Origin of the sequence: Arenibacter catalasegens (genome assembly GCF_002909235.1) — a bacterium.
Taxonomy (GTDB): Bacteria; Bacteroidota; Bacteroidia; order Flavobacteriales; family Flavobacteriaceae; genus Arenibacter; species Arenibacter catalasegens.
The window spans coordinates 71827-90092 of the sequence record NZ_PHQQ01000020.1; the positions used below are offsets into that span (position 1 = coordinate 71827).

Consider the following 18266-nt stretch of genomic DNA (forward strand, 5'->3'; position numbering starts at 1 on the left):
AAACAATAGAACCTCCCAATCGGGAGGTTTTATTGTTTTAGGCAAAATTGTTTCTAATTGGTGGAGGCAATCATAGTCCAAAGAGTAATCAATCTCAAAAGTTGTGTGTGAATTAGTAAAATATATAATAAACAATCCCAGAGTTCGTGTTCTGTTCATTTTTTGTATCGCCCAAAAAACGAACCAAAATCCCGATAACTATCGGGAGTAGGCTGATTTTAAATTTCTTTAAATCCACGTGCTTTTCACAGCCGCACCGTCCAGGCCGCTTTCACTTGGGTGAACATGGGCTAATGGACGGCTTCCATTGCCCAATGTGAAAACCACTTGATTTAAGACGAAATTGAAAATAGGCCGTTCCTTTGTTCCTTCAACCTACTTAGTTCAGATAAATCATTGACCATTTTTAAATACCCTTGTACGTTGCCTCCAAAGTTTGTTGTTGGGTCTATCTTCTTCCGTAGTGGAGATGCCATGGCCGTAAAGAATTATTGAAGCCTTGGATATAATTTAGGCCATGGCATCGGTCCATAAAATCCCTGGATTTTAAGGGCCACCTAGTGAAGAAGGGTCTTTTCTTTTGTTTCGTTTTATTCATTGCCTGTTTATTTTGGAATAAGGTATTCATGAACCTCCTGTGTCGGTTTCATTGGAAAGCAAAGAAAATGAAAGAATATGGTATTCATAAATCTCCTTCGCCGGTTTCATTATACATAAGCTGGTTCAATATTTTTTCCAAAGAAAACCATCAATTCTTCCTTTACAGATAAATAGCAGTTTTTGTATAAACACAACAATCGGTCATGATCCCCAAAGAGGGTAATGGTTACTTTACCATTTTCGAATAAGGGATAATAATTGGGTACCCTTGTTCCTTAAAGTAATCAGGAGTGGTTTTATTTCCAGTGGCTAGAATAAAATCGCCTCCCCAAGCCCCTAGACTCTTTATGGCACCCTTATAATCCGGAAATAATCGTTCCTTAACCGTAGGCTCTTCTAGGATTTCACTTAGAATGGCTTCGTGTTTTTTAATCAGCTTTTCAAATTGGGGCAAGCGTGTACAGGTCAATACTCGTTGGGTAATACTACTAATTTGAGATATTGTGGAGAAAGTATTGAAATCTTTTTTGCGATAATGGGCAATGCCATCCCTACTGTTTTGTTTTTGATTTAGATACACAAAGTACAGATCGTTTTTAAAGGTTGGATAAAAGGCAATCGGTAATGCAATTGGTATAGAGTTTTTAAGCTGGTAGGTAATTGGACCGTTGTGTTGTGCACAGGCAATGTCATACCCACTTCCTGAAAAGGCATTCCATAACAGTTTGTAGGCATCGATATTCGCCCACTGGGCAATATTGTTGATCAGTGTAGAGGAAGACCCTAAGCCCCATTCCCTAGGGAAGTTTAGTGCTGTGGTTATTTCTAAACCTTGATTTGCTGCAATAAAATTTGGATTCAATTTTTTGGCCTCTAGAAGTATTTTCACAAGCCTTTCCGAAATAGATTTTGTTTCGGCAGTTAAAGTGTTGTTGGAAACTTCGGTAAGTTTGTCCAGTTCATAAACACCTTTGAACCAGGTCTTTCCTTTTTCATCCAAACTATTCCAAGTAAGTAAATTATCCGCTGTCCCTTTTATGGACAAAGATTGCCCGTATAAAGTAGGTACGGCCAAGCATAGGGCGCCATCCAGTACTAGATACTCGCCAGTGATCAAGAGTTTTCCGTTGCTATAATATTGTTTTGTCATTTCTTGTCTCTCAATTCTTCGAAGGCGACTACTACTGCGCTATGTGAGGCGGTATTTTTTTTGAAATAATCTACCAAACTTAATTTTTCCGATTCTGTAGCACCCAATTGGTTTAAAATATTAAATAGGTGCATTTTCATATGACCTTGTTGGATGCCCGTGGTAACTAACGAACGAATGGCACCAAAATTTTGTGCCAATCCAGCAACGGCAACAATTTGCATTAATTCTTTCGCATTGGGATTTTGTAATATTTCCAAGGCTAGTTTTACCAAGGGATGTAAGGTTGTTAAACCGCCAACTGTTCCTAATGCCAACGGAATCTCTAACCAAAATTTAAATACCCCATTTTCTATACTGGCATGTGTAAGGCTTGTGTATTTTCCGTCTTTGGCTGCATAGGCATGTGCTCCTGCCTCAATGGCTCTGAAATCATTCCCAGTAGCTAAGACAACGGCATCTATTCCATTCATGATTCCCTTGTTATGTGTAACCGCCCTATAGGGTTCCACTTTCGCTATATTTACGGCACGTACCATCTTTTTGGCAAATTCCTCCGCCGTTATACTTTGGTGGGCCTTCAATTCGGATACGGGGCAACTTACCTCGGCCTTAACTACACAATTGGGAATGTAATTGGAGAGAATACTCATGACGATTTCAATATCTTTCTCCTTGTCTGTAAACGCGGCGTAACCCTGTGCCTCTTCTTTAAGGGATTGTGCGAACCCCTCTAAACAAGAGTTTATGAAATTGGCTCCCATGGCATCCATTGTTTCAAAAGTACAATGCAATTGAAAATAGTCATCCAATTGAGAAGTTTTATCCCTTAATTCGATGTTCTTGATACCGCCCCCGCGCTTCTCCATATTTTTGACAATGGGGGCCACACCTGCTATTAATTTTGGCTTTACAAGCTTAAAAAAATGGCTTAGTTTATCCGCATCGCCCTTGTAGATGAAATGGACCTGTCCAACTTTTTCCGTGCCTAAAACAGTAGTCTTAAAACCACCGCGTGTTTGCCAAAATTTTGCAGCTTTGCTTGCCGCGGCTACAACTGAACTTTCTTCAATGGCCATTGGGATAGCATAAAGTTTGTTGTTAATTAAAAAATTGGGAGCAATACCTAAAGGCAAATAGAAGTTGGTGACAGTGTTTTCGATAAATTCATCGTGCAAATTTTGTAATTCGGGATTGTTGTGCCAATATTGCTTTAGAATGGCTACGGTTTCCTCACTATTGGTGGTATAATTCTGGGCAATCCAATTAATTTTCCCTTCTTTCGTCAATTTGGAAAATCCTTCTATAGGTGTGGTCATTTAGTGCTTAATTTCTTGGGACAAAGATAGTAATAAGGCGCCAAAACTACGGAAACCTTAAATCAGGTTTAAAAGACATAAAAATTGTTATTTTTTAACTATAAAGCACCTGTTTTTGTTATTTTTTTAGTAATCTTGGAGATTTGAATCAATCATAGAAAATACATAAATTTTCAGATACATTTTAATAATAATAGATTTATTAAACCTTTGTTTTTGTGAGAAAGTCCCCCCTACTACTGTTTTTACTATTTTTTTTATGCCATTTTTCAACTCTTCTTGCCCAAAATAAAGAGATTACCTTGGAAGAAATTTATCAAGGTACCTTTGTGGTTGAGGGTTTGAATAAGTTGCAGTCCATGAAAAATGGAAAACAATATACTATTTTGAGTGTTGACAGGGGACACAGCGTCTCTTCCATTGAAACATATGATTACAAAACTCAAAAAAAGCTGGAAACTATTGTTTCTTCCTCAAATTCGATACCGTATTTTACGTCCTATGAATTTAGTGAGGATGAATCCAAAATATTATTGGCTACCGGAATTGAGCCTATTTTTAGGCGTTCTACCTTAGGGATTTTCTTTGTATATGACCTTAAATCAAAAACAATCTCGAAGATTTCAAATTCTAAAATTCAGGAACCCTTGTTATCACCGGATAATAGTAAAGTAGCTTATGTTAAGGATAATAATATTTTTGTTTTGGATTTAGTAACCAACTTTACCAGGCAAGTAACCTATGATGGGGAAAGGAATAAGATAATCAATGGGATAACGGACTGGGTCTATGAAGAGGAATTTACCTTTGTAAGAGCTTTCGAGTGGAATTCGGATGGTTCTAAATTGGCTTTTATACGTTTTGATGAAACTAAAGTTCCAGAGTTTTCCATGGACGTATACGGTTCCAATCTGTACCAAACCCAAACTGTTTTCAAATATCCTAAGGCCGGAGAGAATAATTCAGAGGTCTCCCTGCAGATTGTGGTTATTAGCACCAACGAGATATCAGAGGTGAATTTAAACGACCCATACTATATTCCTAGAATTAAATGGATGCTCCATCCTAATTATCTTAGTGTTCAGACTTTGAACAGGCACCAGAACAAATTGAATTTATTAGAGGTAAACGCTACTGATCATAGCAGCCGAATTTTATTGGAAGAGACGGATGATGCCTATGTGAATGTAACCGATAATCTTACTTTTTTAGCGGATGATAGCTTTATTTGGACCAGTGAGAAAGATGGATTTAATCATATTTATCTGTATAATTCGGATGGGAAATTAATGAAACAAGTGACCAATGGTCCTTGGGAGATAACTAGATATTACGGTTACGACCAAGAGGAAGACTTTATTTATTATCAATCTACAGAAAACGGATCCATAAATCGGGATGTTTACGCGGTACGGAGCAATGGGAAGAATAAAAAAAGACTAACAGTTAAAGAGGGGAAGAATGCTGCCGATTTTAGTGCCGATTTCATAAATACCTTTTCCAGTGCAACTACTCCTCCGGAGTACACCCTACATAATTCTTTGAATGGAAAAAAAGTTAAGGACATTTTTAATAACCGGGAACTATTGTCTAAATTGGGCGATTATGCGATAAGGCCTAAGGAATTTTCTACTATCGCCGTTAATGGTAATGAATTAAATATGTGGATGATAAAGCCACAAGATTTTGATGCAACTAAAAAATATCCCCTCTTTATGACCCAATACAGTGGTCCAGGTTCTCAACGCGTATCCAACTCCTGGATGGGCACCAACGATTATTGGTTTCAAATATTGGCCAATGAAGGTTATATTGTTGCTTGTGTTGATGGTAGGGGAACAGGATATAAGGGGGCCGACTTTAAAAAAGTGACCTATAAGGAATTGGGCAAATATGAAGTTGAGGACCAGATAGCCGCTGCCAAAAAATTAAGTGAATTACCATTTGTAGACGCAACAAGGACAGGAATATGGGGTTGGAGTTATGGGGGGTTTATGTCTACCAATTGTTTGTTAAAGGGGAGTGACACCTTTGAGACGGGCATTGCGGTGGCACCGGTGACCTCATGGCGATTTTATGACTCCATTTATACGGAACGTTTTATGCGTACTCCTCAGGAAAACCCCAGTGGTTACGATGAAAACTCCCCATTTAATTATCCAGAACTTTTAAAGGGAAACTATTTATTGGTTCACGGCTCTGCCGATGATAACGTGCACGTACAAAATACTATGCGGATGGTAGAAGCTTTGGTACAGGCCAATAAGCAATTCGACTGGGCAATTTATCCCGATAAAAAACATAGTATCCAAGGTGGGAATACCCGAATTCACCTGTATACCAAAATGACCAATTTTATAAAAGAACATCTATAAATTATACTTATGCAGACAATCGTTAAAGCAGCACATCAAAAGGAATTATTTGGCCATCCGGTTGGACTTTATATTTTATTCTTCACAGAGATGTGGGAACGGTTTTCCTATTATGGGATGAGGGCTATTTTGGTGTTATATTTAATTACCGAAACTACCGATAGGAATCCTGGCTTGGGCTGGACCAATATTGAAGCTCTGGGGCTTTATGGTTGGTATACCATGCTGGTTTATGTGGCATCTATCCCCGGGGGGATTATTGCAGATAGGATTCTTGGACAGAAAAAGGCAGTGATAGTTGGAGCAGTACTTTTGGTGATAGGGCACAGTATATTGGCTATAGAGCAAATGTGGGCATTCTATACCGGTCTCGGTTTTATAATTTCTGGGGTTGGTATGTTAAAACCAAATATTTCTACTATGGTAGGCGGACTTTATCCTAAGGGTGATATTAGAAGGGATAAGGGATTTACCATTTTCTATATTGGTATAAACATAGGAGCATTTCTTTCCAGTTTAATTGTAGGGTATGTAGGTGAGGTTTATGGCTGGCATTACGGCTTTGGATTGGCCGGTATCTGTATGCTGTTGGGACTTGTGCAATTTATTTTTGGCCAAAAATATCTCGTGGGTGTGGGCGATTTTCTTGGAAAGTCTACAAACAAGGATGATCAGGAAGCCTTAAAGAGACCACTTAATAAAATAGAGAAGGATAGGGTAATAGTTTTGATTCTCTCTTTTTTAATGGTAATAGTTTTCTTCGGTGCGTTTGAACAAGCAGGGGGATTAATGAATATTTACGCTTCTGAAAAAACCAATAGAATGTTGATGGGCTGGGAGGTTCCTGCTTCATGGTTCCAATCCTTGAATGCCTTTTTCATTATTGTCCTGGGTACTGTGGTAGCCAACTATTGGGCCAGCCGCAAGCTTAAGGGAAAGGAAGCTTCCTCTATTTTTAAAATGATCGTGGGACTCATTATCATGGGAACTGGATTTTTATTTATGACAGCTGCAACTGCCCAATTTGAAAGCTCTGGATCCTCTGCTATGTATTGGTTGGTGTTGGCATATATGTTCCATACGGTGGGTGAGTTGAGTCTTTCTCCTGTATCCTTGTCCTTTGTAACTAAATTGGCACCCGCCAAATATGCTTCCTTAATGATGGGCCTATACTTTGCAACAACAGGTTTGGGTAATAAATTAGCGGGATTATTGGGGGAATCCGCTTCACATCTCGGAGAGTATACCGTATTTACCGGAATAGCCATTTTCTGTATACTATTTGGATTGCTAATTGCTGTTTTCTTGAAAAAGTTAAAAGTATTGACACATGGTGCCGAAGATAATGAGTATAAAATTGAGCACTAATTCCTATAATCGGCCATTTGTATTTTTGTTCGTTGAACCTAAGTCAAGTGCCCACAATTACGATAGTGAAGTTCAGTACCAAGAGCATTATGTCTTTGGTAATTTTGAAATAAATAATAAGTAAACTGTCTTGATATGAATACCGATATTGAAAATCTTTTTAAGGACAAGGTCCTTGGGCATCCTGCGGGGCTATTTGTTTTATTTTTCACAGAAATGTGGGAACGATTCTCGTTTTACGGGATGCGTATTTTATTGGTTTTGTTTCTAACGGCGCCCATTATTAGTGATAATCCAGGATGGGAGTGGCCCAGGGAAAATGCCTTGGCCCTAATCGGAACCTATGCTTCCCTATTGTATTTAACCCCGATAGTTGGGGGTTGGATCGCCGATAGGATAACAGGGTATAGAGTGGCAGTGGTAATAGGTTGTTTAATAATGACCTTGGGTCATGCCGCTATGGCCTTTGAATCTACAGCTACTCTATATCTTGGTCTTGCCTTATTGGTCATTGGTACAGGTTTCTTTAAACCCAACATTACTTCTATAATTTCAGAGATGTATCACGGGAAGGAATCCAAAAAGGACGGTGCCTATACCATATTTTATATGGGCGTAAATGCAGGTGCCTTTTTCGGAATGATGCTTTGTGGGTATTTGGCCGAAAATTATGGTTGGTCATGGGGCTTTGGCTTGGCAGGAATCTTTATGTTTCTCGGAATGCTCCAGTTTTGGTTGGCCAAGGACTTATTTGGAGATATTGGCGGTAAGCCAGTGAAAGAAGGGAAAGCCAATTTATCTGATATAGAAGCAGAGGAAAAAATATCGATAGGGGAGGATAAAGAAATTGAAACCAAATTGAACCCGTTTAGTCTTTTTGATAAAATATTAATTGTTTTATCTTCTGTTGGTGGGCTGCTCTATCTCTTTAATGATCCCTTCGAGAAAATCCAGGGCACTAGTTTGGCACCATTTAGCCTTGGTAGTCTAAGTGGTACCAATGTTATTATTTTGGGTTCCTTGATCTTGTTTTTAATTTTATTGGTTACTAGAATTGCCAGATACTTACCTGTAGTAAGGGATCGAATAATAGCCGTATCAATTTTCGGGTTTTTTACGGTCTTCTTTTTTGCCTTTTTTGAACAATCCCTAGGTTCCATGACCATATTTGCAAGGGATTATACGAATAGGGACCTTGTGGGTCAATCGGCCATGATCTTTAAAGTAATTGATGCTCTGCTGACAACAGTTCCGTTGGCCATTATAAGTTGGGTCCTGGTGTTACTGGCTAAAAAGACCTTTACCCGTATAGGACTATCCAATATTATATTGGCTATCGCATTTATTGGACTCTGGATTTTGGTGATTTTTAGATTAGTGGATAAGTTTACCCAAGAAGGTAATCAGGTAGACGCCAGTTGGTTCGCTATTCTAAATTCATTTTTTATCATTACCCTAGCACCCTTTTTTTCCAGATGGTGGGAAAGTAAATATAACCCCAGTGCAGCTATGAAATATGGGATTGGACTCATTTTATTGGGATTGGGCTTCGCGGTATTGTCCTTTGGTGCATCAGGAATTCCTTCGGGGGCACAGACGGCATCTGTGAGTATGATATTTTTAATTTTAGCATACCTATTGCATACTATGGGGGAGTTGTGTATCTCTCCGGTTGGCCTTTCTTACCTTAGTAAACTTGTTCCGGCGCGTATGATCGGTTTTATGTTCGGGGTATGGTATTTGGCCATTGCCATTGGTCAAAAAGCAGCGGGAACTATGGGTGGGATGATCGATAAGATTTCCGAACAATATTCTATGGGAACCTTCTTTCTAATCTTTACACTAGTGCCTGTGGGTGTTGGATTTATATCTATAGTTTTAAATCCATTTCTTAAAAAACTTATGCACGGGGTTCGCTAATTAGCGCAAATTATAAATCAAAGCTCCCTTTTCTGCTGTAGAATGGAAAGGGATGTTTTTTTTATGGCAAGTTGCCTTCCATCGTTCTACGTAACTGTTGTAATTACTGCCGTCGGCAATAACAATTTTTGGACGTACTGAATCCAAAAGCCTTTCCAAATTTATTTTTGGAGATTATGTCAATAATAGGGTAGAGATATTATAATTTTTTGGAAGCAGAACCAAGGAACTGTCTATTATCACCAAACTTTCGTCGGCTATAAGATAAGTGTTGGTTAATGGCAAATATTCCAATTTTGTGATGTTTTGGGCAACGGCATAATCGTTGGCCATTCTTGTAGAAGCTTTGGGATTGTTCGTAAGTGTGGTAATTTTTTGTCCAGTTTGATGGATCAAGGTTGTATTTCTGGTAATATGCCCTATTACTAGGGTTTCCTTCTGCTTTGTAAGGTGCCTATTCCCCAAAATATACAATTGAAAGCATAAAATCAATACTAGGAATACCATGACCCTTTTATAGGATGCTTTTGTAAAGGCCATAACCATAGAGATGATAATACTATAACTGAGAATTAATTGAACAGCGTCAAAAGAGATATTCCGAAAAAGAAAATTTTCCTGCTTGGCCACGGTCCCAATAATGGTATTCATCCATCGAATTACTGTGTCGTAGGCCGTTACTAGTATTGGAGGCAAACTGTTTGTAAGGGAAAGCGCGATAACCAATATTCCAAACCCCAAAATAAAGGTTAAAAATGGTAGTATTAGGAGACTTGAAACCAAAAACAATCCCGGGAATTGATGAAAATAGTATAGACTTATTGGTAATACTCCCAGTTGTGCAGCAATGCTTACCGAAACCAACTCCCATCCTTTTTTTAAGAACCACATTTGCGGAACCCAGAGTTTTTGTAATAGAGGGAATATCCAAACTATGGAAAAAACGGCGGCATAACTTAGTTGAAACCCTACCTGAAATAATAATAGCGGATCTAAAATTAGCAGTATGAAAAATAGGGACAATGCCAGAATATTAAAATTACCCGTAGGTCTGTTTAAGTAGAGCGCGTAGGCTACGAAAGTAAACATGGTAACAGCTCTTAGGATAGAGGCAGAAAGTCCGGCCATTATAGCAAAACTCCATAATAGTAAAACAATAACAACCAGCTTTATAGTTTTGCCTTTGGGAAGAAGCTCTAAAGGTCTTAACAAAAAATGGAGTAGTCCCAAAAGAATGCCAATATGTAATCCAGACAATGCCAAAATATGATAGGCTCCCGCATTCTTGTAATCGGTATTTATTTCAGCTGTAATTTCATTGCGCTGTCCAAGGAGTAAGGCTTGGATTACACCCAATTCTTCTCCACCAAAATTTTCTTTTTTTAAATTTTCAATGATGTGGCCCCTCATTTGGGCTGCCTTACCAAAGACGGTTTTAGTAGCTGTGGATTTTAAGAAATAATTATTCGATGCAAGTTTAATCTGATACTCTATTCCTAGATTGGAAAGGTATTTTTTATAATTGAATTGATGAGGGTTTAAAGGAGGTGTAATGGGTTGAAGGGTAGTGAAGACCACTATTTCGTCATCTACCCGCAATGGTCCCTTTGTGGTGTCCAGGGACATGTTAAGTAGTATTTTACCGGAAACGTTTATACTGTCCATGTATTTAACATGAGCTACATACCTTTCTGAATAATTATTGGATTTTAATACTTCGCGTATTTTTAAAGTAAAGGCCCTATTCCCATTCAGGTAATGATGCGTGTAATGCTGACTACTATTTTTGGATTCATTTAGGGTAAGTGTCAACATCCCAATGGCCACCGATAAAAGTCCGGTCATAAGGGCGAAAAGTAGCGAGGGTGCTTTGTGGTTAAATACAAATGCACCCCCTAAAAGGATTAATGAAATTAGGGTTAGGCTAAAGGATAAAACAAGCGAAGGATGTAAATAATATCCAACTAGAATTCCACAGATCAGGCAAAAGGTAAGTTTTATGGTTGTGAATCTCAACAACCGCATCTTACAAGATTCGCGTAGCCTTTATAAAGGCATAGTTCCAATAACCTTCCCTCAGAGAGGAAACTATAACCCCCCTAGATGAGGTGGAGTGGATGAATTTTATTTCATCACCGTCTACTTGGACCACTAAGCCTACGTGGTTTATATTGTTCTTTCTTCTGGAGGTTCCAAAGAAAAGGAGGTCGCCCTTACTAATGTTCTTTAAGTTTATTTTTTCACCTTCCTCTGCCATTTGATAAGAGGCTCTGGGCAGTTGAATATCGTGTTCCCCAAAGGCTACATATAGCAAACCGGAACAATCCATCCCACTATCCGTAGTGCCGCCAAATTTATAGCGGACCCCAGAAAATGTTAGGGCGGTATTTATAATTTGCTCGGTTCTTTTGGCAGCTGGTTTACGTATAGTCTCACCGCCAAGAGGGGTTTCAGCGTTTACTTCAGCAGGTATTTCCGAGGCCTCTACGGTTATTTTTCTGTCTTCACGATGGACCGTTTTTTTCTTGGCCGCACCGCAGCCAACTAGGGAAATAATTAGGAATAAAGAAAAAAATCTTTGAATCATCCAAGTAAAAGTTAGTGCTCTTGGATATCAAATTTAGATAATTAATTTAAAATCCGTAGTTTTTTTGGGAAAACCCTTGCAATGGGCTTAAGTTAAATGGGGAATATTGCCATTATTCCAACAACGTATTGGTGCTGTATTTATTGTCCAAACGGGGCCCTAAAAATTATTTGATGAATAGATTCACGTTGTAAATTATATATAAAAGTTAAGTATGGGAATACAAGTTAAAATTGGGATTCGTGAAATTTTTATCGGACCATTTTGGCACTCTCGACAATTGAAGAGGCCGCTTTTTCACTGGCGCCCTTGCCTCCTAGTTTTTTTTCCAATTCGTAGTAGGCCTCAAACTGCCTTTTTCTATCTGGGCCTTTCAGTATTTTAGCTAATTCCGTGGTAAGGTTTTCGGTATTCAAATCGTTTTGGATCAATTCTTTAACAACCTCCTTATCCATTATTAAATTTACTAGGGAGATGAATTTAAGGGTAATGATTCTTTTTGCAATCTGGTAAGATATCCAATTGGCACGATAGCAGACCACTTGGGGAATTTTAAATAATGCGGTCTCCAGGGTGGCGGTTCCGCTTGTCACCAAAGCGGCATAGGATAGGCTTAATAAATCATATGTTTTATTGGCAATTAAACTTACTTGGGAAGATTTTAAAAAGGGCTGGTAGAACTCTAGGTCCAAACTGGGTGCCCCGGCAATTACAAATTGATATTTAGGAAATGATTTTGTCACCGATAACATGAGGGTGAGCATTTTTTGAACTTCCTGTTTCCTACTTCCCGGTAAAAGGGCAATTATTGGTTTTTGTAAATCCAAATTATTGTCCTCCCTAAATTTTTTATCCGAGGTTCTGGGAATATCCCCTATGGCATCAATAAGTGGATGTCCCACAAAATTAACAGGATAGTGGTGCTTTTTTTCATAAAATTCCTTTTCAAAAGGGAGAATTACATGCATAGCATCAATATCTCTTTTAATTTTATGAATTCTTCCTTCCCTTGAGGCCCATATTTGGGGAGAAATGTAATAATTGGTCCTAAAGCCCTTCTTTTTGGCCCAAGAGGCAATTCTAAGATTAAAACCCGAATAGTCGATAAAGACAATTACATCAGGCTTAAAATTGACGATATCCTCTTTACAGAAGTCAATATTTTTAAAGATTTGGTTAATATTGGTGATTACCTCAAGGAAACCCATAAACGCCATTTCCTTGTAATGCTTTACCAAGATGCCGCCTGCTGCCTGCATTAAATCGCCTCCCCAACAACGAATGTTGGCTTCAAGATCCTTAGTCTTAAGGGCTTTTATGAGGTTTGAGCCATGAAGGTCGCCAGATGCCTCCCCAGCGATGATGTAATATTTCATCCTTTTAGTTTGAATGGTTTTATGCCAATTGCCACGTTTTATACCTTGAATAATCTAAAAAACCTTGTAATACAGTATTAACATAGCCGTTAGGAGAGTGGCAATCATAACGCCTCTAGCCCTATAATCTCTGCGTATTTTTAAAAAACCAAAAAAGGCAATGAGGTTTAAAATGGCTCCAAGTGCCAATAAACTTCCTATATGCCCCTGTTGAACAGCTGCATTGTATGTTTCGATTATACCAAGGTCGGAAAATATGAGAATATATAATAATGTTCCAACCGTGTTGGCAATGACCCCTACTACAAATCCTATAAGTATTTCTTTTTTAATCATTTAGTTTCCAGTTGTTAATATTTTGAATGACATGGTGTGCGGTTAAATCAAATTGGGTCGGGACAACTGAGACATAACCCTGCGACAAGGCGTATTCATCGGTGTCCTCGCCTTTGTCCAACAGTTCAAACTCACCGGTAAGCCAATAATATTCCTTGCCATTTGGATTGGTTCTTTTGTCAAATTTTTCTTTCCAATTGGCCCGTGCCTGTCTACATATCTTAATGCCTTTAGGGGGAGTAGTATTGGTTTTCGGTATATTAACGTTTAGAACTACACCGTTAGGGATACCATTTTTTAGGGCCTCTTTAACAATTTTTTGAATGGGTTCTTTTGAGGCCTCAAAGTTGGCATTCCAAGAATAATCACAAAGCGAGAAACCAATGGCCGGAATCCCTTCGATTCCTGCTTCGATGGCAGCGCTCATGGTTCCCGAATATATGACGTTGATAGATGAATTGGATCCATGGTTGATTCCACTGACACATAAATCCGGCTTTCTGTCCAAGAGTTCCTGAAGGCCAAGTTTTACACAGTCTGCAGGAGTTCCGCTGCAACTATATTCTTCTTTTGCACCATTTTCTATATCTACGGTAAGCTTTTTAATATACAGGGTATTATCAATAGTTATCGCATGTCCCATTCCAGACTGCGGACTGTCAGGAGCTACTACGACTACCTCTCCAATTTCCATCATAAATCGTATCAATGCCCTTAAGCCGGGAGCTGTAATACCGTCGTCATTAGTGACTAGGATCAAAGGTTTCGCCATAGTATATAATTTATGTAGCAAAAATACGTTTTTAATCTATTATCGCTTTTACCCACAAGAGGAACGTATGTTGATATTTTGTTTCGGATTTATTGAATTTCAGAACAGATGACAACCTTTGTCAGTGTCCAGTGTAATTGATATATTAACAAAAGATTAATGTCATATAGGTATAATATGGCACGATTTTTTCGTTATCTTAGGGTAATTGCCAATAAAGGTCACATTTAAAAGGCAAAACTTGGATGGCACTCATCGTTTGATTAATTTTAGGTGTTTGCTTTAATACATTCAGGGAGGGGTTATTTTATACTTTAGAATTTACTCCAAATGTGGAAAATAATAAAATAAAATAGATGAAAAGAAATTTAGCCTACGCCTTAATAGTAATGCTTGTTGCAGTAGCTTCTTGCAGCTTTACGAACAAATCATTTGAAACTGACGATAAGGACAAGTTGTTATTGGATCTTATTACTTATGTTTTGGAACGTGGCCATTACCAACCGAAGGATATTAACGATGATTTTTCTGTTAGTGTTTTTGAAGGTTTTTTGGATATTTTGGATCCCACCAAGCGGTACTTTTTGGAAAGTGATATCCAGGAATTTGAAAAATTCAAGTTTCAGATAGATGATCAGATCAAAAATACGGATATTGCTTTTTTTGATATAGTTTATCAGCGTTTACTGAATCGAATGGAGGATGCCAAAGTGATTTATAAAGAGGTTCTGGAAGAACCCTTCGATTACAATGTAGATGAAACCATTGAAATTAATTATGACGAACAAGGCTATGTGGGCTCTCGTAAAGAATTAAAAGAGCGTTGGAGAAAACAGTTGAAGTATGCTACTCTAGGGACATACAATTCCAAATTGGAACTCAACAAGGAGACTTCTAGCGATGGCAGCAGTGATGCTTTTAAAAGTGAAGATGAACCTAAGGAGATGGCTGACGATATCGCTTCTTCCGGTCCTTTAACACCTGCACAATCTGAAAAGGTTGCTAGGGAATTGACAAAAAGTACCTTGGATGATTATTTCGATTTTGTGGATGACTTGGAGCGCAAGGATTGGTTTGTACAATACTTGAATACCATAGTTGAGATCTTTGATCCCCATACTTATTATTTTGCACCGGATGACAAGGAGAAATTCGATACCAGCATGTCTGGTAAATTTGAAGGTATTGGTGCCCGATTACAAAAGAAAAAAGATCAGACTAAAATAGTTGAGATTATTTCTGGAGGACCTGTATGGAGAGATCAGCAGTTGGAAGTTGGTGATGAGATTTTGAAAGTAGGCCAAAATGGGGAATCCCCAGTTGATATTGTTGGTATGCGTTTGGATGACGCCATCAAATTTATAAAAGGCCCTAAAGGTACAAAGGTGGACCTAACGGTTAAAAAAGTAGATGGTTCCACGGTAGTTATTTCCCTGACTAGGGATGTAGTTGAATTGGAGGAATCATACGCCAAATCGGCTTCCATAATTAAGGGCAATCAGAAGTATGGACTTATTAATTTACCAAAATTTTACGTAGATTTTGAGGACTATAATGAAAGAAATGCAGCTACCGACGTAGCCCAAGAAGTTGAAAGATTAAAACAAGCAGGAGCCGAAGGCCTAATTTTAGATCTTCGTGATAATGGCGGTGGGTCTCTTAAAACGGTAGTTGAAATGGCTGGACTTTTTATTAAGGACGGTCCAATTGTACAGGTTAGGTCTACGGATAAAAAACCAGAGGTTTATAACGATAAGGACGAACGCATTCAGTGGGACGGTCCGTTGGTAATTTTAGTCAATGAATTATCCGCTTCTGCTTCTGAGATATTGGCTGCAGCCATGCAGGATTATAAGAGGGGGGTGGTTATTGGTAGTAAACAAACCTTTGGTAAAGGTACGGTTCAAAATGTTATCCCTTTAGAGAATATAGTTAGAAGCAATGAACATGGTGATCTGGGAGCTATAAAACTTACAACCCAGAAATTCTATAGAATTAATGGGGGGTCTACCCAATTGGAAGGTGTTAAAAGTGATGTGGTTGTGCCAGATCGTTACAGTTATATCGACCTTGGGGAAAGGGATCAGGAAAATCCTTTGAGCTGGGATAAGATTTCCCCTGCAGAATTTACTCTTTGGGACGGTTATATTGATTATGAAGCTACCATTGCAAGCAGTACTAAAAGGATGGCTCATAACAATCAGATAAAGTTGATCGAGGAAAATGCACAATGGATCAAAAAGGCACAGGATGAAACAGTGGTTTCTTTAAAATATGCCGATTTTAAGAAGAGCCTAGAGCTGGATAAGGAAAAGGCCAAGTATTTTAAAACTATATCGGATTACGATTCACACCTAACATTCGAATCCCTGAAATATGAACAAGAGTTATTTACCAAGGATTCAATTTTAAGGGAAAAAAGAGACCGATGGCACAAGGATTTGGCCAAGGACGTATATGTGGAAGAGGCCGTTAATGTGTTACAGGATTTGAAAATGAATAATATAAAAAATGCCAAATTGGCAAGTGTAAAGGGATAATTGTAAATATTGATTATAAGTTAAAACCTGCTCCAAGAGCAGGTTTTTTTATGACATTAATTTTGTAAATACTTATTCCAATAAAAGAAAATTACGTACAAAATTAATCACCTTAGCCTCTGGCATTTCACACGGATTTAATTTTTCCATCTTGTTTGTAATGTAAAAATTAAAACTAATGAAATCGTTACCACCCAACTCCTCTGCATAAACCTTAATGCTTTTGCCCTTATTGTAGTCCGAACGGGTTACTGCATATTTTTTGTTTTCAAACAGAACGTTGGAGTAACCTAAAGGGATGGCTTTTATTGTTTTAATTAGCATAGAGTCAAGGCTCGTGGGGATATATAGTTATGAACTACAAGAGAGCATAGAACATCCTACTTTGTTTCTGGCCCAGTCTGGGCGTTTCGCAAACCATTTTTCTGAGCTTGGCTGTTCCTGGTACGGCTTCTTCAAAAGTTGAAAAAATTCATTTATAAGGCCGTATTCTCCTTTATCCGCTTCATCTATTGCCAACTGGGCCATATAATTTCGCAATACATATTTGGGGTTCACCTTATTCATTTCTTCACATCTATGCGAGTTGGATATACTTTCCTTTTTTAATCTGTTCTTATAATCCGCAAACCAGATCTTCCATTTGTCCAAAATGTCGCCTTTTAATTCCTCAGGGGCATAGAAGGCCTCTATTAAAGGATCTATAAAGTGGCTGTCAAGGACAGTCTCTTTGTTTATATCCCCTAAGTTCCTAAAGAATATGGTCATATCAGTTTCCGTTAATTGTAGGTTATCTTGCAAGCTGTCCAAGAGTTCGATGTCTTTTTTATCATCTTCAAAAAGACCAATTTTGGACTTCATCATAGACAAATATTTTTCTTGATAATTTAGCTCATATTCCTTTAAAATTTCTTCAAGTGGAGCTGCCTCCTCAATTAGTGGAAAGAGTGCATTGGCCAGTTTATACAGGTTCCACAAGCCGATATTTATTTGATTGCCATATCGGTACCGCTTATGTTGTCGGTCTGTAGTGTTGGGAGTCCAACCCTCATCATAACCTTCCAGCCATCCGTATGGTCCATAGTCTATGGTGAGACCTAGAATTGACATATTGTCCGTATTCATAACTCCATGTACAAAACCTACACGCTGCCAGTGGATAATCATATCCAGGGTACTTTCGGCCACCTCCCTAAAAAACTGAATATAAGTTGACTTTGTTCCTGCAACAATGTGGGGAAAGAAATGACGAATAGTGTAATCAGTGATATTCTTTAGGGTCTTTATATCTTGTCTTGCGGAGAAAATTTCAAAATTTCCAAAGCGTATAAAAGACGGTGCTACTCGGCAAACCACGGCTCCCTTTTCATAGGCTTGATTACCGTTATATAGCACGTCACGTAGCACTTGATCTCCGGTTAAGGCCAGGGATAGTGCTCTTGTAGTGGGTACGCCTAGGTGGTACATGGCTTCACTGCACAAATATTCCCTTATGGAAGAGCGCAATACTGCCAGGCCATCGGCAGTTCTGGAATAAGGGGTTTCACCGGCCCCTTTAAGCTGCAGTGTCCATTGTTTATCGTTGTGGTTAACTTCAAATAAATTAATAGCTCTGCCATCGCCCAACTGTCCTGCCCAATTGCCAAATTGGTGGCCACCGTAGCACATAGCATAAGGATGCGTATCCGGTAAAACCGAGTTTCCGGTAAAAATGTTTTGAAATTCGGACGACTTAAGGTCGTCTTGGTTTAACCCCAGATCCAGAGCCAATTCACTGGAAGAGTGAATTATACTTGGTTTTGATGTTGATTTTGGAGTTGCAAAAGAATAGCAAGATTGCACAACCTGTCTTCTTGTATTTTCCAAAATAGGATCTGCCGGAAGTTCCGTATTAAAAGTATCCTTAACATTGAGATTCATACG

The 18266-nt window shown here is 38.5% G+C and carries 13 protein-coding genes; 4 read left to right on the forward strand and 9 right to left on the reverse strand.

The genetic code is table 11. The features are described from left to right. Positions 1 to 826: 826 nt before the first annotated feature. Positions 827 to 1750 (reverse strand): GYDIA family GHMP kinase, encoded by a 924-nt coding sequence (locus tag CWD90_RS15280; RefSeq protein ID WP_103476950.1) that lies wholly within the window; start codon positions 1748 to 1750, stop codon positions 827 to 829. Continuing rightward, positions 1747 to 3069, reverse strand: coding sequence for a hydroxymethylglutaryl-CoA reductase, degradative (locus tag CWD90_RS15285; RefSeq protein WP_103476951.1), 1323 nt, complete (start codon positions 3067 to 3069; stop codon positions 1747 to 1749). Before CWD90_RS15285 ends, CWD90_RS15280 begins: the two co-directional genes overlap by 4 nt. A gap of 218 nt (positions 3070 to 3287) precedes the next feature. On the opposite strand from CWD90_RS15285, the gene CWD90_RS15290 reads away from it, so the two are divergent. From CWD90_RS15290 to CWD90_RS15300, 3 genes are all read left to right on the forward strand, one after another. After that, positions 3288 to 5444 (forward strand): S9 family peptidase, encoded by a 2157-nt coding sequence (locus CWD90_RS15290; protein WP_103476952.1) that lies wholly within the window; start codon positions 3288 to 3290, stop codon positions 5442 to 5444. Between the two features lie 9 nt (positions 5445 to 5453). Next, a complete protein-coding gene (locus tag CWD90_RS15295; RefSeq protein ID WP_103476953.1) occupies positions 5454 to 6812 on the forward strand; it encodes a peptide MFS transporter in 1359 nt (452 codons plus the stop codon). A gap of 135 nt (positions 6813 to 6947) precedes the next feature. Further along, positions 6948 to 8732: a peptide MFS transporter gene (locus CWD90_RS15300; RefSeq protein WP_103476954.1), complete on the forward strand. Its 1785-nt coding sequence runs from the start codon at positions 6948 to 6950 to the stop codon at positions 8730 to 8732. Between the two features lie 174 nt (positions 8733 to 8906). Here CWD90_RS15300 and CWD90_RS15305 read toward each other — a convergent pair whose 3' ends face one another. From CWD90_RS15305 to surE, 5 genes are all read right to left on the reverse strand, one after another. Then, positions 8907 to 10757 (reverse strand): ComEC/Rec2 family competence protein, encoded by a 1851-nt coding sequence (locus CWD90_RS15305; protein ID WP_239986534.1) that lies wholly within the window; start codon positions 10755 to 10757, stop codon positions 8907 to 8909. A gap of 1 nt (position 10758) precedes the next feature. Next, positions 10759 to 11319 (reverse strand): C40 family peptidase, encoded by a 561-nt coding sequence (locus tag CWD90_RS15310; protein WP_103476955.1) that lies wholly within the window; start codon positions 11317 to 11319, stop codon positions 10759 to 10761. Positions 11320 to 11570: 251 nt separating this feature from the next. Then, positions 11571 to 12695, reverse strand: coding sequence for a lipid-A-disaccharide synthase (gene lpxB / locus CWD90_RS15315; protein ID WP_103476956.1), 1125 nt, complete (start codon positions 12693 to 12695; stop codon positions 11571 to 11573). Between the two features lie 54 nt (positions 12696 to 12749). Next, the gene (locus tag CWD90_RS15320; protein ID WP_103476957.1) at positions 12750 to 13031 is read right to left on the reverse strand and encodes a hypothetical protein; all 282 of its coding nucleotides are present in this window, start codon (positions 13029 to 13031) and stop codon (positions 12750 to 12752) included. Then, positions 13024 to 13803, reverse strand: a complete 780-nt coding sequence (surE, locus tag CWD90_RS15325; protein WP_103476958.1) for a 5'/3'-nucleotidase SurE — start codon at positions 13801 to 13803, stop codon at positions 13024 to 13026. The genes CWD90_RS15320 and surE overlap by 8 nt, the downstream gene beginning before the upstream one ends. Positions 13804 to 14159: 356 nt before the next feature. On the opposite strand from surE, the gene CWD90_RS15330 reads away from it, so the two are divergent. Further along, a complete protein-coding gene (locus CWD90_RS15330) occupies positions 14160 to 16343 on the forward strand; it encodes a carboxy terminal-processing peptidase (protein ID WP_103476959.1) in 2184 nt (727 codons plus the stop codon). 72 nt (positions 16344 to 16415) lie between these two features. Here the strand turns inward: CWD90_RS15330 and CWD90_RS15335 are convergent, their stop codons facing one another. Both CWD90_RS15335 and CWD90_RS15340 read right to left on the reverse strand, forming a co-directional pair. Next, complete coding sequence (locus CWD90_RS15335) at positions 16416 to 16667, reverse strand: peptide methionine sulfoxide reductase (RefSeq protein WP_103476960.1); 252 nt, start codon at positions 16665 to 16667, stop codon at positions 16416 to 16418. Positions 16668 to 16694: 27 nt separating this feature from the next. Beyond that, entirely contained in the window at positions 16695 to 18263 is a 1569-nt protein-coding gene (locus CWD90_RS15340; protein WP_103476961.1) for a protein adenylyltransferase SelO, read from the reverse strand. Between the last annotated feature and the right edge of the window lie 3 nt (positions 18264 to 18266).